The organism is Photobacterium sp. GB-36, assembly GCF_003026135.1.
GTDB lineage: Bacteria > Pseudomonadota > Gammaproteobacteria > Enterobacterales > Vibrionaceae > Photobacterium.
Genome location: NZ_PYNY01000005.1, coordinates 140,928 through 158,689 on the forward strand (window position 1 = coordinate 140,928; position 17,762 = coordinate 158,689).

The window sequence follows — 17,762 nt, forward strand, 5'->3', positions numbered from 1 at the left end:
TTTTAACGAACCTTAAGCGTTGCTAACGCAATCAATACCAACATCAGTGTAATAATCCAAAAGCGCACAATAACACGTGGCTCTGGCCAGCCTTTTAACTCGTAATGGTGATGGATAGGCGCCATACGGAAGATACGTTGGCCACGTAGTTTGTATGATCCTACTTGTAGAATTACCGATACGGTTTCCATTACAAACACACCACCCATGATCACAAGTAGTAGCTCTTGGCGAACAAGCACAGCAATCGTACCCAGTGCGCCACCTAATGCTAATGAGCCCACATCGCCCATAAAGACTTGTGCTGGGTAGGTGTTAAACCATAAGAAACCAAGACCGGCACCAACGATAGCAGTACATACAATCACTAGCTCGCCAGCATCTTTGATGTACGGAATATGAAGGTATTCGGCGTAGTTAAAGTTACCTGTAGCCCATGCAATAAAAGCAAGGCCTGCCGATACCATGACGGTCGGCATGATCGCCAAGCCGTCAAGACCATCAGTTAAGTTAACGGCGTTACTGGTACCGACAATCACAAAGTAAGTCATAACGATGTAGAACAAACCTAGTTGTGGCATAACATCTTTAAAGAAAGGCACCACAAGCTGAGTCGCAGCCGTGTCTTTACCGTATGCATATAGTGCAAATGCGACAACAAGTGCAATCGCTGATTGCCAGAAGTACTTCCAGCGCGCAATCAAACCGTCCGTGTTTTTACGAACAACTTTACGGTAATCATCAACAAAACCGACTGCACCATAACCCAACATGACAACCAATACAGCCCAGACATAAGGGTTAGTTAAGTCACACCAAAGCAATACAGTAAACGTTATTGCTGCTAGGATCATGATACCGCCCATCGTTGGAGTACCACGCTTGCTAAAGTGTGATTCAGGACCTTCATTACGTACGACTTGACCAATTTGCAACATTTGCAAACGGGCAATCATCCGAGGCCCCATCCATAACGAAAACAGCAACGCTGTTAGAATACTCATGATCGCTCGGAATGTTAGGTATTCGAACAATCGGAAAAAAGGGAGTGTTGACTGAAATTGTTCAGCTAACCAGTAAATCATTATTTATCTTCCTGCAAGGCTGCAATTACGTCTTCCATCTTTGAACTTCTTGCACCTTTTACTAGCACAGTGACAGTCTCAATATCAGGTTGACGAGAATATTGTTGTAATTGTTGTTTCAGTGACATGATTAGCGAATCTTTATCACTGAAGTGTTGTCCTTGATTGAGCTCACTAACCACAGCGCTTGAGTGACCAAACGTCATCACACAATCAAGCTGTTTTTCTAGAGCATATTCGCCCACTTCTCGGTGTAGATTATCACTTTCTTCACCCAGTTCAGCCATATCGCCAAAAATGAAGTAGCGCTTACCTTCAAAGCTTGCTAACACATCAATCGCAGCTTTTACCGCAGCAACACTGGCGTTATAGGTATCATCAATCAGACGTAACCCTGCATGAGGCTCTGTAATATCAAGACGACCTTTTACATTCGCCATGGTTTCTAGCCCAGCTTTAACATCAGCTAATGTCGCCCCTAAGGAGACGGTTAACGCCGCAGCAGCTAATGCATTTGACACATTATGCATACCCGCAAGTGCTAAATTAATCTCGATCTTGCCGATTGGGGTGCACATTGTAAAACAGGCTAACCCTTGAGTGGTAATCTTTATCTTCTCGGCAAAATAATCCGCTTGATGCGAGTCTGTCGAGAATGTTAATACTTGATGATCTGCTAATAGTGGCTGCCATAACGCTAAATCATTCGATTCGAGATTAATAATCGCAGTACCGTTTTCTACCAACCCTTCGAAGATTTCACCTTTGGCTTTTGCTACACCTTGTAACGAGCCGAAGCCTTCTAAATGCGCAGCTGCAATATTATTAATCAACGCTACATTAGGCTTAACTAAATTTGTGGTATACGAGATTTCATTTTGATGATTAGCACCAAGCTCAATAACTGCATATTGATATTCAGGCGTTAAACGCAATAACGTCAGTGGCGCACCAATGTCATTATTAAAATTACCAGCGGTTGCTAAGACTTGACCTTTATTAGCCAAAATCGCAGCAGACATTTCTTTTACCGTTGTTTTACCGCAACTTCCAGTTAATGCTAATGTCTTTAAGCTATACTTTTCAGTCATTTGTGCTTTAAGCCATGCACCCATCATTCCTAAAGCAATGCGTGTATCACTAACCACTAACTGTGGTAATTCAACCGGTAAGGGTTTACTTACCAACAGCGCTTTTGCACCATTATCCTTCGCTGTTTGACAAAAATCATGAGCATCAAAACGCTCACCTTTTAACGCGATAAATAACGTTTCTGATGGGATATTACGTGTATCTGTCGATACTGCAGCAATTGCAACATCAGCGCCAATTAACTCGGCATTTAATGCCGATGCAAGCTGACTTAGTTGAACGTCAATCATGCCAACTCCTTTAATAATGCAGCTACCGTTTCGCGGTCAGAATAATGAATAGTGCGATCAGCGAGAATTTGATAATCCTCATGCCCTTTACCTGCCACTAAGATAATATCTTGGCAAGAAGCGTGAGTAAGTGCATGACGACAAGCCGTTTCACGATCATGAATAATAGTCGCGGATTCTGGAGAAATAAGACCAGCAAGCATATCGTCAACAATATCTTTAGGATCTTCACTGCGAGGATTATCGTCAGTCAGAATAATTTGATCTGCAAGGCGCTCGGCAACTTCAGCCATCATAGGGCGTTTACCGCTATCACGATCACCACCACAACCAAAAATACACCATAACTTACCGTCACAATGCACACGTAGTGCTTGCAATGCTTTCTCTAACGCATCCGGCGTATGAGCATAATCGACCACCATCATAGCTTTGTCAGTGTCTTGAAAAACTTCCATGCGTCCAATTACTGCTTGTAATTGGGGGGCTTTTTCAAGTAAATCCGCCATTGAATGGTTTGTCGCGAGTAATGTGGCTAATGCTAACAACAAGTTGGTGGCATTAAATGAACCAACCAAAGGCGCAGTAAACTTACCTTGTCCCCAACTCGAGTCAAACTCAATGGTCACACCTTGGGTACTGAACTGCACTCCTGTTGCCCACAGCTTTAGCCCTGCATGGTTGACAACCGCTTGTGGATCAATCGCTACCGCCACAGCATTCGGTATATCTTTAAGCCATGACGCCCCGACAGCATCATCTGCATTGATGATCGCAATGCCACTTTGGTGTTCAGTGAACAATGACTTTTTAGCGTCAGCATAATTTTGCATGTTGCCATGATAATCTAAGTGATCACGACTTAAATTGGTAAAGATGCTCGCTTTGAAATGAAGATCACGGATACGACCTTGAACCAATCCATGCGATGAAACCTCCATCGCAGCAAAGTCGGCCCCTTGCTCTACCAGTTGAGCTAAGGTTTGTTGAATTTCAATCGCGCTACCTGTGGTATTAGCAGCAGGTTTTAAATCAACCAACAAACCATTTCCGGTCGTCCCCATCACACCCGCTTTGTAGCCAACAAGGTTCGCCCATTGGGCTAATAATTGACTGATGGTGGTTTTACCATTTGTTCCCGTGACGGCATACAGTGCCAGCTTTTGATCGGGATGATCAAAGAAACGTCCAGCAATTGCGGAAAGCTTATGATTAAGATCCTGAAGGTAAACAATATACACGCCATCTTTAAGCGCTATATCGCCTTCATTAGCGATCCCATCAGCCTCTGCAATAATCGCGCTTGCACCCGCCTTTATCGCCGTATCAATAAATCGACGACCGTCAACAGTATGTCCATTCACCGCTGTAAATAAACTTCCTGCGGTGACTTCTCTACTGTCTAATGTTATCGCGTCAATCTGGCTTTCTGTAAGTTCAAGAGGCAACTTATCAATTGCAAGCCATGGTGATAACAGCGCCCCTAATTTCATCACACTCTTCGACGATGCCATTATTTAGACTCCCTTATCCAGATCAACTTTATGTAACGTATCAGCATCTGGCGGCACATTTAAAATCTGTAAAGCGCTGCCTAATACTTTAGATAGAATTGGCGCAGCAACAGCACCGCCATAGAAAACTTTACCTTTCGGCTCATTAACCATAACGACGATCGCTAAACGTGGTTTACTGATCGGTGCAACACCGACAGTATAGGAGAAATAATCATCACCATAACCACCAGCAATCGCTTTTTTCGCGGTACCCGTCTTCACACCAACACGGTAACCAGGAACAGCTGCACGCCAACCACCGCCACCACCTTTTTTATCGGTGACTGACTCAATCATTAACAAGACTTTTTTAACAATCGCTGGATCGAGCACTTGCTCACCCGGTACGACTCTTTCAGTCTTTAGTATTGATAGTGGTCGCTTAATGCCATACGCACCCAACGTTGTGTAAGCATGCAGCAACTGAATCGGTGTTAACGATAAACCATAACCGTACGCTAACGTCGCACGTTCAATATCAGACCAACGGTAACGGTTAGGGAAGTGGCCTGTTGTTTCACCAATCAAGTTAATACCAGATGGCTCATCAAAACCGACTTTACGATACGTATCAAGGATGTAGTCAACAGGCATTGCGAGTGACAACTTGGTCACCCCGATGTTACTCGATTTTTGTAGAATGCGCTGTACCGTCGCTAACGGTTCAACACGTGAAACATCGGTTATAACCTTACTACCAACGCGGAAATGCTTACTTTGAGGGATCGCAATTAAGGTATGTTCATTCGCAATACCGTGTTTCATCGCGGTATACACGACAAATGGCTTAACCGTAGAGCCCGGTTCAAAAGTATCGGTAATGACGCGGTTACGCATCTTATAGGGTTGACGATCATTGCGATTATTTGGGTTAAACGACGGCGCATTAACCATCGCCAAAATTTCCCCCGTACGCACATCAGATATAGCGATGCTAACTGACGTTGCAGGAATATCCATCACGCCTTCTTTTGCCGCTCGATACGCGACAGCCTGAATTCTCTGATCAATACTGAGCTGTAATGGCTTACCCGGTTGACGCTTTTGTTGAGATATATTTTCAACCACGCGGCCGTAACGGTCTTTACGTACGGTACGTCGACCCGGCTCACCCGTTAACCAACCATCGTAGGTTTTCTCGACACCATCAAGACCATGGCCATCAATACCGGTAAAGCCTAATAAGTGTGCACTAACTTCACCTGAAGGGTAAAAACGACGAGATTCATCTTTTAAGCCAATACCGGGAAGTTTTAATTTATGGACGTAATTTGCCATCGCAGGACTAACTTGACGAGCAAGATAAATAAAGCGGCGATTTTTCTTTGTTTCTAATTCATGTAATAGCCAAGTGCGATCGAGATCCAGTACATCAGCTAATGCATGCCATCGCTCTACATCACTTAAGCCACCATGCTTAAATATTTCTGCAGGGTTTGCGAATACAGCTTGAACAGGCACACTAACAGCCAGCTGTTCACCGTTACGATCAGAGATAATACCGCGCGCAGAAGGCATCAACTTAGTACGTAAAGAACGCGCATCACCTTCTTGAATAAGGCGACCCGGTTCCAGTACCTGAATATAAGCGGCACGAGCAATTAAGCCGAAAAATCCTAACAGGATAAAAATACAAACAACAGTAAAGCGCCATTTAATAAATGGTTTCGCTTTCTTGGTTACGCTATTTTTCGACGTCGAACGATTGAATAATTTCATGTTTATTGGATAACAATTTCACTATCAGCGGATGGTCGTTGCATTTTGAGTTCAGTCTCAGCTAATCGTTCAATACGACTGTGCTCTGCAAGCGAATTTTCTTCGAGGATCTGATTTCGCCATTCCACATCATATCCTTCACGTTCAGTTAACAATTGTTCTTGTTTCACAATTTGCTGGCGTGTGTCATGGGTGATGTACACCACTGACAATGCTGATGCGAGAATAATAAAAGAAAGAATGAGAGGAACAAGCCCGACAGTGACGAGATCACGTCCAATCAGGCGAGCCAGATTCAATGATGATTCTGTAGGTTGCTTCATAGACGCTCAGCCAACCTTAGTACAGAGCTACGCGCTCGTGTGTTATACCCTAATTCATCTTGAGAAGGTTTGATGGCTTTGCCTACCGTTTTAAGTGCAGCGCTACCTAAAGCTTTAATTTGTTCTTCAGTAAGCGGTAAACCTGCTGGAACTTCAGGTCCTTTGCTCTGTTTACGAATAAAGCGTTTTACCATACGATCTTCCAATGAGTGGAAACTGATCACTGATAAACGACCTTCAGGAGCTAAAATATTCACCGCACCGTTTAGCGCTGTTTCAATTTCATCTAACTCACTGTTAATGTAAATACGAATCGCTTGAAAACTACGTGTTGCTGGGTGTTTGTGCTTATCTTTAAACGGCGATACCGCCGCAATTAAGCTCGCTAATTCACGGGTACGTGTTAGTGGCTCTTTTTCTGGGTTTTCACGGTGCTCAACAATACCGCGAGCAATACGCTTGGCAAAACGCTCTTCACCAAACTCTTTTAGTACCCATGCAATATCATCCGCTTCCGCTTCAGCCAACCATTCAGCAGCTGACTGACCCGATGTCGGATCCATACGCATATCAAGCGGGCCATCTCGCATAAAGCTAAAGCCGCGCTCTGCATCATCTAATTGCGGTGATGACACACCTAAATCCAGTAACACACCATCAACACGACCAATTAAATCACGCTCTTCCATGTATTTTTCCATGCCAGAGAATGGGCCATGGATAATTTCGAAGCGAGGATCATCAATCTTCTGAGCTTCAGCAATCGCTTGAGGATCTCGGTCAATGCTGTATAGACGACCATTCTCACCTAAATGAGAAAGAATAAGGCGACTGTGTCCCCCACGGCCAAAGGTACCATCGATATAAATACCGTCGGGTTTAATTGCTAATCCGTCTACAGATTCATTCAGTAAAACGGAAACGTGCTCAAATTGTTCAGACATAAATATAAGTTCAGCTAAAGTGAAAGCTCACTAAGGCGCGATGACTGTGCTATCGCATCCTCAGCCTGAAGGTTGATATCGTGTTCAATTTGCTGTTGCCACAAAGATTCAGACCAAATTTCAAATTTATTGAATTGGCCTACAAGCATGATCTTATCTTGTAAGTGCGCGTATTGTCGTAAGGTAGCAGGAAGTAGAATTCGTCCCTGCCCATCCATATCACATTCACTAGCGTGGCCGAGTAACAAACGTTAAATTCGACGCTCCGCAGGATGAAGGCTTGATAATGTCGCTAACTTCGCTTCAATGTGTACCCATTCATTCATGGGATAGAGCAACAAGCAAGAAAACTGGTGATCAATAGTGCATACGAATAAGCCGTCACAATGATTTGTTACCTCAGCACGATAACGCTTAGGAATCGCAATGCGTCCTTTGTTATCGAGCGATATAACCGTTGCGCCTCTTAACATTCACATGCCCATTCAATGATACTAAAAATCAGCCGTAGTAACCGACTTTTAGCAGAATTAAAAACAAAGAGAATGCGACTGCACCACTTTTCCCCACAAATTCCCACCATAAAGTGTACGTATGAGACAAAAACGATGTCAAGCGTCTGACAGTAATTCAAACAGAGTTCTAACATACTCTGTAGTCATCAAGCGAAAGTTATGTTTATGCGGGAATAAGACGAAAAAAAGGTGGTGTTTGTTATCCAAACACCACCTTCTCTAAATGTAGGGAGTCGGTCGATAAGCCGGGTTTTGTTCCGCTTGCGCGGCGGCAATCATTCGTCTAGGTCTGCAATCGCTCACAGACTCAAGCAACCTACCCGTCCCCAACGCGGGCCGCGCCATTAGGGACCTATTTGGTCTTGCTCCGGGTGGAGTTTACCCTGCCACAAACTATTACTAGCTGCGCGGTGCGCTCTTACCGCACCCTTTCACCCTTACCTGTGCACTATTGCAAGCAATAGGCCATCGGCGGTTTGCTCTCTGCTGCACTTGTCGTGGGCTTGCGCCCCCCAGACGTTATCTGGCACCCTGCCCTGTGGAGCCCGGACTTTCCTCCCCTTCATCAGTCTCCCAAAGGACATCAATGAAGCAGCGATTACCTGACCAACTCCGGCACGGATTGTATAAGACAACGATCACAGTTGCTAGCGAAAAACGAAACAAAATTACAGCCTGACTAAAAAAACAGCAAAAAAAGCTAATTCCCACCAAATCTAGTCATACAGCCCACAAAAAATTAGCAGCCGTTAATTTTATTTTTAGCCTAGGTTTTCTAACCCCCACTTATACAGCGCATTCTTTTTCGCACCGTGAATTTCCGCTGTTAGTGCAGCCGCTTTTTTCAATGGTAATTCTTTGACTAACAAGCCCAGTGTACGTAATGATTCTGCTGATAGTTCTTCTTTTTGCGCGCGATGACCGGCGACTAAAACCACCATCTCACCACGAACACGATTACTGTCTTCAGCAAGCCACTCAATTAACTCTCCTAATGGCGCACCATGGATTGTTTCATAAGTTTTTGTTAACTCACGCGCTAATACTACTTGGCGTTCAGCACCAAGCACGGCTAACATATCACTCAGGGAATCATTAATACGATGTGGCGATTCGTAAAAAATTAACGTACGCTCATCGTTTGCTAACGCTTGAAAACAGTCACGGCGACCTTTACTTTTGGGTGGCAAAAAGCCCTCAAAGCTAAATCGGTCAGACGGTAAGCCTGCACCACTCAAGGCAGTGATCACTGCACATGGGCCTGGTAATGGCACAACTTTTACCCCCGCTTGACGACAGCGATTAACAAGATGATACCCTGGATCACTGATCAGCGGCGTACCAGCATCTGATACCAACGCAATACTGGTACCTGACTGAAGCTTTTCAATCAAGAAGTCAGCTTTTTGCTGCTCGTTATGATCATGAAGCGCAAAGGTGCGGGTTGAGATAGAGAAATGGGATAACAAGCGTGATGTATGGCGAGTATCTTCAGCAGCAATCAAATCTACATTTGCTAACACGTCTAATGCTCGTTGTGTTATATCAGCCAAATTACCGATGGGTGTAGGTACGATGTATAACGTAGCAACATCAACCATGCTTGAATTGGTTTCACTCATTTGTCTTAGATCTCATCTGCAATTAATATCAAGAGTAATTTGTCACAGTTGAATGAATTCAATGCCCAATTTTACCCATAAGCGTAAAAGTGTATCACGACTAATGGCGCCTGTAGCCCTTGCTGTTATTTTAGCAGGCTGTAGCACGCCAAACCTGTACAATCAGCAGGCTCCATTAACGGATATCACTGCGGCAGCCGCTCAAAGCTCAGCCGCCTACCTCAGTAAAGCTCAAGCCAGTAAGGGTGCAGAGCGTATTAACTGGGAAATATTAGCCCTTAAAGCAATGATAGAAGAAGGTAAATGGCAGCAAGCTGACCAACAAGTTACCAAACTATCACAACAATCTATGAGCCCTTTGCAAATTGCTGAATGGCAACTTGCTCGTGCAGCGATCCGCTATCATCAAGGGCAATATCAAGAAGCACTTAATAGTCTAAATTTCCAACCGTCTTGGCAGTTAACGAAAAGTCAGTATCAACGTTATTACACTTTCCGTGCTGAATTATTAGATCAACTTAACCATAAATTTCAAGCCGCGCGTGAACGCAGTAAACTTGATTTTTACTTAAATCGGGATCAAAAAGCAGCCAACTGGAATAACCTGTGGAATGATTTATCTGACTACTCCAACGCACAGCTGAGTAACGCCAAAATTGGTAGTGATGAAGGCGTATTAAAAGGTTGGGTTGAGCTTGCCATGTTAAAAAATAGCGCTAGCCGTCAACCAGGCAAATTAAAAAGCGCAGTTGAGCAATGGTTAAGCCAACATCCGTACCATCCAGCTAATCAATACTTACCCAAAGAACTTGAAGCGGTAATGAACCTTAAAGCCATTAAGCTAGATCGTGTCGCTTTGCTTTTACCATTATCTGGTCGCTTTGCCGCACAAGGTAAAAATGTACGTGATGGCTTTATAGATGCAATGATGGATGATGCTAACAGAAGCGCTGATACCAATCTTAATATCTATGATACAGAAGCAGAACCAATGGCTTCTATCGTGGCAAAATTACAGCAAAATGGCACTCAATTTGTTGTCGGTCCACTGCGTAAGAATAAGATTTCAGAGTTTCAACAAGATAACACCACTCATATCAATACGTTGGCGTTAAATATGCCACCTGAAATTACCAGCAACCACCCTAACGCGTGTTATTTTGCTCTTTCGCCAGAGCAAAGTGCCGAGCAAGCTGCAGAGCATATTTTCAATGAAGGTCATCGTGATCCTGTCGTACTTGTACCATCAAACAGTTATGGTCAGCGAGTAAGTTCTGCTTTTAATCAAGAGTGGACAAGCTTAAATAGTCAACCAGCACAAGTGGCTACATTTGGTGCAAGCGATGAGATACCACAGCAAATCCGTCAGGTATTTGGGCGTGCACCAGGTAGTAAGACAGATGCGATATATATCGTTGCTAGCAAAAATGAATTGATGACTATAAAGCCATTTATTGAAGCATCATTACCACCAAGTGGTAACCCACCACAAATTTATGTTAGCTCTCGAAGTAATCCAGATCGCAAAGGATACTCTCCAGAAATACAAGGCGTAGAAATCGGTGATATTCCACTTCTAATCAATCCACCGGCAAGTTATATGGAGCGTTTCAACCAATTGTGGCCAAATGAAGGTAATACCAGTGTTCGCCTTCATGCTTTTGGTATGGATGCTTACCTTTTAAGTAACGAATTACCACAATTACGTGCGATGAGTGATTACACAACACAAGGTGTTACAGGCAAATTAAGTTCCGATAGCCAATGTGTGATCCATCGTCACATTGACTGGGGTAAATTCACTGCAGACGGTATTCAACCTGAATAAACGACAACAAGGTCAAACTTATGAACGGATGGCGGAACAGTTTCTGTCTCGCCACCGTCTTAAGCTTATCGAACGAAATTTTAGCTGTCGCGGTGGTGAAATTGATTTAATCATGCGACAAGGTAAATGTTTTGTCTTTATTGAAGTAAAATACCGGACACATCGCCATTTCGGTTCGGCTTCAGAAGCGGTGAATTGGCATAAACAACAAAAAATAAAACGCACCGCCCTTTTTTGGTTACAGAAAAATGGCTTTTCAATCGATCAAACCGAATGTCGGTTTGATGTCGTGACAATTGAAGGTCAAGAACACCATATTGAGTGGCATACCAACATCTTAGTTGAAGGTTAATCATGCTAGATAGCATTCGCGAAAGTTTTACCGAAAGTATTCAAACTCAAATTGCAGCAGCAGAAGCACTTCCCGATTCCATCTCAAAAGCTGCCCAAGTCATGGTTCAGAGCCTATTAAACGGCAATAAGATTTTATGTTGCGGTAATGGTGGCTCAGCAGCTAATTCACAACACTTTGCTTCATGTCTTATTAATCGTTTTGAAACTGAGCGCCCAAGCCTTCCCGCTTTAGCATTAACGGCTGACACAACAATTTTGACAGCAATTGCTAATGATTATCACCACGACGAAGTGTTTTCAAAACAAGTGCGCGCACTCGGTCAAGCCGGTGATATTCTGTTTGTATTATCAACCAGCGGTAATAGCAAGAACATTATCAAAGCAATGGAAGCTGCACTTACACGTGATATGACTATCATCGCCTTAACAGGTAAAGATGGCGGCGAAATGGCAGGGTTACTTGGTATACAAGATGTTGAAATTCGTATCCCATCTCAACGTACCGCACGTATTCAAGAAGTCCACTTACTAACAGTACATTGCTTGTGCGATCTTATTGACCAAGTACTCTTCCCGCACCACGAAGGATAATCAATGAACTGGGTATGCCGCCTATTGCTAATTTTTAGCATTGTATTACAAGGATGTTCGAGTTTTTCCACGCAAGATCCACGAGATATAGAACAACATTGGCAAGATCAAAAAGTAGAAATGGATATTTCGGGTCTGGCAAATAGCCGCCAATTTACCCGCTCAATCAGTGCCAACAGTATCTCGCTTAACGGTAAAGTACTACTGATTGGTCAAGCCACTTCTGCCGCTGCAAAAGCACAATTTGCTCAGCAAGTTAAGCATATTGCTAATGTTAAAGATCTGTATAACCAACTTGAAGTGAGACCTTTACTTAGCATAAGTGACATTAGTTATGATGCCTGGCTAACCACCAAGGTAAAATCTCAACTCATCGCGAGCAAGCAGTTAACAGGAGCGGTGATCCAAGTGATCAGCGAAGGGGGGCGAGTCTACCTTTTAGGCTATGTGACGCCACGCCAAAAAGAAATTGCGATCAATATTGCACGGAATATCAATGGCGTTAAAAAAGTTGTGACATTATTCGAACCGAGTCAAAATCGCTAGTCCCCCTTTATCGATATAAAAAAACGCAGCCTATTGGCTGCGTTTTTTTATTAAAGAGAAACTATCTATTTCACAACACGTAAGCTTGGACGACCGCGAGGACGTGGCGGCTCATCGTCAGGATCATCACCGGCAGTTTCAGTTTCACTAACCACGGCAAATGGAGAGCTAGGCTCTGATGCTTCATCAATCATATCTTCGATATCATCAACATCATCAAAGACTGGCATATCTGATTCATAGCTAGGCTCTGGCTCAAACATTGTTCCTGCTCCGTTTTCACGCGCATAAACAGCAAGCACAGCGTACATAGGTACAATAACAGAATGTGGACGACCACTAAAACGCGCATTAAAGCTAACCGCTTCATTACCCAGTTCTAAATTCCCCACAGCACGAGGAGCAACGTTTAGGATGATTTGACCATCACTAACGAACTCCATTGGTACTTGTACACCTGGTAATGTTGCATCAACAACCAAGTGTGGTGTGAGATCGTTGTCCACTAACCAATCATAAAATGCCCGCAACAAATAAGGACGACGCGGTGTCATTTTTTCCATATCCATATTACTGGCCAGCTAAACGCATTTCACGTTCAGCTTCAGTCAATGAAGCTAGGAAAGAGTCACGTTCAAATACACGTGTCATGTAAGTTTTCACTTCTTTTGCGCCAGCACCACTTAGTTCAATACCCATTTCAGGTAGACGCCATAGTAGTGGAGCAAGGTAACAGTCAACCAAGCTGAACTCATCACTCATGAAGAATGGGAATTCTGCAAATACTGGTGCTAATGCAAGTAACTCTTCACGTAATTGCTTACGTGCTTTGTCAGCTTCATCGGCAGTGCCAGTATTAATCTTCTCTGCAAGTGAGTACCAGTTACGCTCAACACGGTACATCATTAGACGGCTGTTACCACGAGCAACAGGGTAAACCGGCATTAGAGGTGGGTGAGGAAAACGCTCATCCAAGTACTCCATAATGATGTTCGCTTGGTATAGTGCTAATTCACGATCAACCAATGTAGGAACTGACTGGTATGGATTCAGCTCTAACAGATCTTCAGGTAGATTCAATGGATCAACCAGCTCGATTTCAACACTAACACCTTTCTCGGCTAGTACGATACGCACCTGATGGCTGTAGATGTCTGAAGCATCAGAATACAGAGTCATCACAGAGCGTTTATTGGCAGCAACAGCCATCAACCCCTCCAGTATATTTAATACACAAAAAGCAATGGAGGCTTAAGCCCCCATTGCGAGATTCTTAACCCACTAGATTACCTTATCAGTGGACATCACGCCAATATTCTTTCTTCAACAATACAGTTAAAACAAAGAATACCGCAATAAAGCCCATCACCCACAAGCCCATTTGCTGTCGTTCCAGCTTCATTGGCTCAGCAGAGTAATCAAGGAAGTTAACTAAATCACGCACCATATCGTCATATTCTTCAGCGCTCAGCTCTCCAGTACCATCAGATTCGATCCCGATAAACTCTTGAACTTTCTCACCGTCAATCATTTTGGTCTCAAATGCTTTATGTGGTGCACCTTGTAACTCTTCGAGAGCATGCGGCATACCGACACTTGGGAACACTAAATTATTAACACCAAATGGACGACTAGGATCGGCATAGAAGGATCGTAAGTAAGTATAGATCCAATCAGTACCTCGAACACGCGCAACCAAAGTTAAGTCAGGAGCAGGGGCGCCAAATGAGGCTGCCGCATACTCTGTTGAAATCGCATTTGTCATCAAATCACCAATTTTAGCATTTTGATCAAAAATCAAATTCTCTTTCATTAACGTTGGTGGAATACCAAGATCTTCTGCCACTCGCTCGTAGCGTTGGTATTGGGTTGAATGACATCCAGAACAATAATTCATAAATGTCTTTGCGCCACGTTGAAGTGATGCTTTGTCTGTTAAGTCATTATTCGCCGCATCTAAAGGTACATTGCTACCTGCCGCAAAAGCAAAAGTAGGAAGCATTGCCAGCAGCGTTACAATCAATTTTCTCATTTGAATGTCACCCTCTCTGGCAGCGGTTTCGTTGCCTCATTTTTACTGTAAAAGAACAATAAAATGAAGAACATAAAGTAAGCAAAGCTAAAGATCTGTGCAAGCAATGTATAAGTAGGAGTTGCAGGTAACGTACCTAAAACACCTAGTGCAATAAAGCTAACTGTGAACTGACAAATATTGATAAAGTGCACTTTGCTACGATAACGGAAAGAGCGAACTTTACAGCGATCGAACCACGGTAACAGGAATAAAAAGACAATCGATGCTCCCATTGCCGCCACACCTAATAACTTATCGGGTACCGCACGCAAAATCGCATAGAACGGCGTGAAATACCAAACTGGCGCAATGTGTTCAGGTGTTTTTAGTGGATTTGCAGCTTCAAAGTTTGGCGGCTCAAGGAAGTACCCTCCCATTTCTGGGTTAAAAAAGATCACATAGCTAAAGAAAAAGGCGAAAACAGCAACACCAATCAGATCTTTAACTGTTCCATAAGGATGAAATGGGATTGAATCAATGATGTCATACTTGTTGCTGTAGTATTCATGAAAACGAAATTGTGTTTTATACCCTTCACCTTTAGAGCCCTTCGGCAGTTTTGTCTCAATACCATCAGGGTTATTTGAACCCACTTCATGAAGTGCTAATACGTGTAACACAATGAGCAACAACAATACGATTGGCAGCGCAATAACATGTAATGCAAAGAAACGGTTTAGCGTTGCCCCTGAGACAACATAATCCCCTCGGATCCAAAGAGTTAGATCGTCACCGATTACAGGTATTGCACCAAATAGCGAAATAATGACCTGTGCGCCCCAGAATGACATTTGTCCCCATGGCAACAAATATCCCATGAACGCTTCAGCCATAAGAATGAGAAAAATCAACATACCGAATAACCACAGTAGCTCACGAGGCTTTTGGTAAGATCCGTAGATCAAGCCGCGGAACATATGCAGATAAATCACGACAAAAAACGCGGAAGCACCTGTCGAGTGCATATAACGTAGCAGCCAACCATACTCTACATCTCGCATAATATATTCAATGGAAGCAAATGCCCCTTCACCTGATGGTACATAGTTCATGGTTAACCAGATCCCTGTTACGATCTGATTAACAAGCACCAACATGGCAAGAGAACCAAAGATGTACCAAAAGTTGAAATTTTTCGGCATCGGATATTCAGATAAATGCTTTCTATAAGCATTCGTGACGGGCAAACGTTTTTCAATCCAGCCTAGTAGCGCATTCATTATACGGCCTCCCCATCAACACCAACAATAATCGTGTTGTCATCTAAGAATTGATATGGAGGTATCACCAGATTCAATGGTGCAGGCACGCCTGCAAACACACGACCGGCCATATCAAAGGTAGAGCCGTGGCATGGACAGAAGAACCCTGACGATATACCACTTACTTGTTCATTAAAGCTATCGGGTAAATAAGTTGGAGAACAGCCAAGATGAGTACAAATACCCAAGGCTAAAAAGATTTCAGGCTTCACTGAACGGAATTCATTTTGTGCATAAGATGGCTGCTGAGGTTCTTCTGATGAAGGATCCCGCAATTCGCCATCATGGGTACTTAACTCTTGTAAAACAGCCTTGCTGCGACGAACAACCCACACAGGTTTTCCTCGCCATTCAACGCGAACCATTTGTCCATCTTCTAACTTACTGATATCAACTTCGACAGGAGCACCGGCGGCTTTTGCTTTCGCACTCGGATTCCATGATTTGATAAAAGGAACGGCAACAGCTGCAGCTCCTAACCCACCAACAACCGAGGTTGTTACGGTCAGAAAGCGACGTCGTCCTTTGCTTACTGGCACATTGCTCATCCAATATTCTCCCTTACTCCCGCCTTGGATTATTATGTCCTTATGCGTCCTTGGAGCCACGGCTAACTTCCAACGAAAAGGTAACAGTAAAATTACACATTCAAACTGTTTCCAACATAAAAAGGATATGTAACAGACGATATTTTGACAAGTTAAAGCGACTCTTTTGCACTAAATCTGAGCAAAGCGTTCTTTTACCTTCCAACGATAACATCGTTACTTAAACTTAATTTTTGGCCGTGTTGAGAGCGGTAAAAATGGAGAAAATAAGGCAGGAAGCTGATTGTTTAGCTATTAATAAATAAAAAAAAGCCCAACCCGAGGGTTGAGCTTTCTGTACACAGTAACCAGATAAAATCTGGAAGCGAAAATTAACGCTTAGAGAACTGTGGACGACGACGTGCTTTACGTAGACCAACTTTCTTACGCTCAACGCAACGAGCGTCGCGAGTAACGTAGCCAGCTGCACGTAGAGCAGGACGTAGAGTTTCATCGTACTCCATAAGAGCGCGAGTGATACCGTGACGGATTGCACCAGATTGACCAGTGATACCACCACCTTTAACAGTGATGTATAGGTCTAGGTTCTCTGTCATTTCAACAAGCTCTAGAGGTTGACGAACAACCATACGCGCTGTTGGGCGACCGAAGTACTCTTCGATGCTACGCTTGTTGATAACGATGTTGCCAGTACCCGGTTTGATGAAAACGCGAGCTGCTGAGCTTTTACGGCGACCAGTGCCGTAGTATTGATTCTCTGCCATTGTCATAATTCCCAATTAGATGTCTAGTACTTTAGGCTGTTGTGCAGCATGGTTGTGCTCAGTACCTGCGTAAACTTTTAGCTTACGGTACATAGCACGGCCTAGAGGACCTTTAGGAAGCATGCCTTTAACAGCAGTTTCAATAACCATTTCTGGTTTCTTGTCGATTAGCTTATCAAAGCTGATTGACTTAAGGCCGCCGATGTAGCCAGTGTGGTGGTGGTACATTTTATCTGTACGCTTGTTACCAGTTACTGCTACTTTCTCAGCATTGATAACTACAATGTAGTCACCAGTGTCAACGTGTGGAGTGTACTCCGGCTTGTGCTTACCACGTAGACGAGAAGCGATTTCAGTTGCAAGACGACCTAGAGTTTTACCTTCAGCGTCAACAACATACCAGTCACGTTTTACAGTTTCTGGTTTAGCAACGAAAGTTTTCATGCTAATTAATACCCAATAATTTAAATAGTTTCACTTACTAGAACCATCAAATGATGGTCCCTCTGTATAAGAGCCCAGTCATCACCCCTTCGAGTGGTTGGCACTCCAGGCTTTCGCCTTCACAGGTACGGTGGGTCGCAAGATTATAGGGAAGGGTGAGGAAAAAATCACCTCTTTTCCTAAAAAAAATGTCTTTTTTTCTTAT

Annotated in this window: 18 protein-coding genes, 1 other RNA gene and 1 pseudogene; 4 read left to right on the top strand and 16 right to left on the bottom strand. The window is 43.5% G+C overall.

The window, feature by feature from the left end:
- Positions 1 to 2: 2 nt before the first annotated feature.
- The 9 genes and pseudogenes from mraY to rsmI all read right to left on the bottom strand — a co-directional run bounded on the left by mraY (position 3) and on the right by rsmI (position 9,146).
- Entirely contained in the window at positions 3 to 1,085 is a 1,083-nt protein-coding gene (gene mraY / locus C9J46_RS06930; RefSeq protein ID WP_107206550.1) for a phospho-N-acetylmuramoyl-pentapeptide-transferase, read from the bottom strand.
- Complete coding sequence (murF, locus tag C9J46_RS06935; protein WP_107290694.1) at positions 1,085 to 2,467, bottom strand: UDP-N-acetylmuramoyl-tripeptide--D-alanyl-D-alanine ligase; 1,383 nt, start codon at positions 2,465 to 2,467, stop codon at positions 1,085 to 1,087. The genes mraY and murF overlap by 1 nt, the downstream gene beginning before the upstream one ends.
- A complete protein-coding gene (gene murE, locus C9J46_RS06940; RefSeq protein WP_107290695.1) occupies positions 2,464 to 3,981 on the bottom strand; it encodes a UDP-N-acetylmuramoyl-L-alanyl-D-glutamate--2,6-diaminopimelate ligase in 1,518 nt (505 codons plus the stop codon). The genes murF and murE overlap by 4 nt, the downstream gene beginning before the upstream one ends.
- Before the next feature lie 3 nt (positions 3,982 to 3,984).
- The gene (locus C9J46_RS06945) at positions 3,985 to 5,742 is read right to left on the bottom strand and encodes a penicillin-binding transpeptidase domain-containing protein (RefSeq protein WP_107206547.1); all 1,758 of its coding nucleotides are present in this window, start codon (positions 5,740 to 5,742) and stop codon (positions 3,985 to 3,987) included.
- Positions 5,743 to 5,744: 2 nt separating this feature from the next.
- On the bottom strand, positions 5,745 to 6,065 hold the full coding sequence (gene ftsL, locus C9J46_RS06950; protein ID WP_045083944.1) for a cell division protein FtsL: 321 nt from the start codon (positions 6,063 to 6,065) through the stop codon (positions 5,745 to 5,747).
- Positions 6,062 to 7,009, bottom strand: coding sequence for a 16S rRNA (cytosine(1402)-N(4))-methyltransferase RsmH (gene rsmH / locus C9J46_RS06955; RefSeq protein WP_045083943.1), 948 nt, complete (start codon positions 7,007 to 7,009; stop codon positions 6,062 to 6,064). The genes ftsL and rsmH overlap by 4 nt, the downstream gene beginning before the upstream one ends.
- 14 nt (positions 7,010 to 7,023) lie before the next feature.
- A pseudogene (gene mraZ, locus C9J46_RS21925) lies at positions 7,024 to 7,482 on the bottom strand (division/cell wall cluster transcriptional repressor MraZ).
- Positions 7,483 to 7,749: 267 nt separating this feature from the next.
- Positions 7,750 to 8,138, bottom strand: an RNA gene (gene rnpB, locus C9J46_RS06965) — RNase P RNA component class A.
- Positions 8,139 to 8,285: 147 nt separating this feature from the next.
- Positions 8,286 to 9,146 carry a 16S rRNA (cytidine(1402)-2'-O)-methyltransferase gene (gene rsmI, locus C9J46_RS06970; RefSeq protein WP_005371210.1) on the bottom strand — a complete coding sequence of 287 codons (861 nt, stop codon included), beginning with the start codon at positions 9,144 to 9,146 and terminating at the stop codon, positions 8,286 to 8,288.
- 103 nt (positions 9,147 to 9,249) lie between these two features.
- On the opposite strand from rsmI, the gene C9J46_RS06975 reads away from it, so the two are divergent.
- From C9J46_RS06975 to C9J46_RS06990, 4 genes are read left to right on the top strand one after another with little or no spacing between them, the layout of a single operon-like run.
- Positions 9,250 to 10,974 carry a penicillin-binding protein activator gene (locus C9J46_RS06975; protein WP_233217711.1) on the top strand — a complete coding sequence of 575 codons (1,725 nt, stop codon included), beginning with the start codon at positions 9,250 to 9,252 and terminating at the stop codon, positions 10,972 to 10,974.
- On the top strand, positions 10,967 to 11,326 hold the full coding sequence (locus C9J46_RS06980; RefSeq protein WP_039872778.1) for a YraN family protein: 360 nt from the start codon (positions 10,967 to 10,969) through the stop codon (positions 11,324 to 11,326). The genes C9J46_RS06975 and C9J46_RS06980 overlap by 8 nt, the downstream gene beginning before the upstream one ends.
- Before the next feature lie 2 nt (positions 11,327 to 11,328).
- Positions 11,329 to 11,919, top strand: a complete 591-nt coding sequence (diaA, locus tag C9J46_RS06985; RefSeq protein ID WP_105061009.1) for a DnaA initiator-associating protein DiaA — start codon at positions 11,329 to 11,331, stop codon at positions 11,917 to 11,919.
- A gap of 3 nt (positions 11,920 to 11,922) precedes the next feature.
- Positions 11,923 to 12,465, top strand: a complete 543-nt coding sequence (locus C9J46_RS06990) for a BON domain-containing protein (protein ID WP_107290697.1) — start codon at positions 11,923 to 11,925, stop codon at positions 12,463 to 12,465.
- A 65-nt stretch (positions 12,466 to 12,530) separates the two neighbouring features.
- Here C9J46_RS06990 and sspB read toward each other — a convergent pair whose 3' ends face one another.
- From sspB to rplM, 7 genes are all read right to left on the bottom strand, one after another.
- Entirely contained in the window at positions 12,531 to 13,034 is a 504-nt protein-coding gene (gene sspB, locus C9J46_RS06995; protein ID WP_107206543.1) for a ClpXP protease specificity-enhancing factor, read from the bottom strand.
- 1 nt (position 13,035) lies between these two features.
- Positions 13,036 to 13,674: a stringent starvation protein SspA gene (gene sspA, locus C9J46_RS07000; RefSeq protein WP_005371197.1), complete on the bottom strand. Its 639-nt coding sequence runs from the start codon at positions 13,672 to 13,674 to the stop codon at positions 13,036 to 13,038.
- Positions 13,675 to 13,759: 85 nt separating this feature from the next.
- Entirely contained in the window at positions 13,760 to 14,497 is a 738-nt protein-coding gene (locus C9J46_RS07005; protein ID WP_107206542.1) for a cytochrome c1, read from the bottom strand.
- Entirely contained in the window at positions 14,494 to 15,759 is a 1,266-nt protein-coding gene (locus C9J46_RS07010; RefSeq protein WP_105061013.1) for a cytochrome bc complex cytochrome b subunit, read from the bottom strand. Before C9J46_RS07010 ends, C9J46_RS07005 begins: the two co-directional genes overlap by 4 nt.
- Positions 15,759 to 16,349, bottom strand: a complete 591-nt coding sequence (gene petA, locus C9J46_RS07015) for a ubiquinol-cytochrome c reductase iron-sulfur subunit (RefSeq protein WP_107206541.1) — start codon at positions 16,347 to 16,349, stop codon at positions 15,759 to 15,761. Before petA ends, C9J46_RS07010 begins: the two co-directional genes overlap by 1 nt.
- Before the next feature lie 371 nt (positions 16,350 to 16,720).
- Complete coding sequence (gene rpsI / locus C9J46_RS07020) at positions 16,721 to 17,113, bottom strand: 30S ribosomal protein S9 (protein WP_005371189.1); 393 nt, start codon at positions 17,111 to 17,113, stop codon at positions 16,721 to 16,723.
- A gap of 15 nt (positions 17,114 to 17,128) precedes the next feature.
- Positions 17,129 to 17,557 (bottom strand): 50S ribosomal protein L13, encoded by a 429-nt coding sequence (gene rplM, locus C9J46_RS07025; RefSeq protein ID WP_005371187.1) that lies wholly within the window; start codon positions 17,555 to 17,557, stop codon positions 17,129 to 17,131.
- Between the last annotated feature and the right edge of the window lie 205 nt (positions 17,558 to 17,762).

What these genes read in the sequence shown, in the direction of transcription:
- mraY (WP_107206550.1), bottom strand. Translation starts at nt 1,085, where the DNA reads ATGATTTACTGGTTAGCTGAACAATTTCAGTCAACACTCCCTTTTTTC.
- murF (WP_107290694.1), bottom strand. Translation starts at nt 2,467, where the DNA reads ATGATTGACGTTCAACTAAGTCAGCTTGCATCGGCATTAAATGCCGAG.
- murE (WP_107290695.1), bottom strand. Translation starts at nt 3,981, where the DNA reads ATGGCATCGTCGAAGAGTGTGATGAAATTAGGGGCGCTGTTATCACCA.
- C9J46_RS06945 (WP_107206547.1), bottom strand. Translation starts at nt 5,742, where the DNA reads ATGAAATTATTCAATCGTTCGACGTCGAAAAATAGCGTAACCAAGAAA.
- ftsL (WP_045083944.1), bottom strand. Translation starts at nt 6,065, where the DNA reads ATGAAGCAACCTACAGAATCATCATTGAATCTGGCTCGCCTGATTGGA.
- rsmH (WP_045083943.1), bottom strand. Translation starts at nt 7,009, where the DNA reads ATGTCTGAACAATTTGAGCACGTTTCCGTTTTACTGAATGAATCTGTA.
- rsmI (WP_005371210.1), bottom strand. Translation starts at nt 9,146, where the DNA reads ATGAGTGAAACCAATTCAAGCATGGTTGATGTTGCTACGTTATACATC.
- C9J46_RS06975 (WP_233217711.1), top strand. Translation starts at nt 9,250, where the DNA reads ATGGCGCCTGTAGCCCTTGCTGTTATTTTAGCAGGCTGTAGCACGCCA.
- diaA (WP_105061009.1), top strand. Translation starts at nt 11,329, where the DNA reads ATGCTAGATAGCATTCGCGAAAGTTTTACCGAAAGTATTCAAACTCAA.
- C9J46_RS06990 (WP_107290697.1), top strand. Translation starts at nt 11,923, where the DNA reads ATGAACTGGGTATGCCGCCTATTGCTAATTTTTAGCATTGTATTACAA.
- sspB (WP_107206543.1), bottom strand. Translation starts at nt 13,034, where the DNA reads ATGGATATGGAAAAAATGACACCGCGTCGTCCTTATTTGTTGCGGGCA.
- sspA (WP_005371197.1), bottom strand. Translation starts at nt 13,674, where the DNA reads ATGGCTGTTGCTGCCAATAAACGCTCTGTGATGACTCTGTATTCTGAT.
- C9J46_RS07005 (WP_107206542.1), bottom strand. Translation starts at nt 14,497, where the DNA reads ATGAGAAAATTGATTGTAACGCTGCTGGCAATGCTTCCTACTTTTGCT.
- C9J46_RS07010 (WP_105061013.1), bottom strand. Translation starts at nt 15,759, where the DNA reads ATGAATGCGCTACTAGGCTGGATTGAAAAACGTTTGCCCGTCACGAAT.
- petA (WP_107206541.1), bottom strand. Translation starts at nt 16,349, where the DNA reads ATGAGCAATGTGCCAGTAAGCAAAGGACGACGTCGCTTTCTGACCGTA.
- rpsI (WP_005371189.1), bottom strand. Translation starts at nt 17,113, where the DNA reads ATGGCAGAGAATCAATACTACGGCACTGGTCGCCGTAAAAGCTCAGCA.
- rplM (WP_005371187.1), bottom strand. Translation starts at nt 17,557, where the DNA reads ATGAAAACTTTCGTTGCTAAACCAGAAACTGTAAAACGTGACTGGTAT.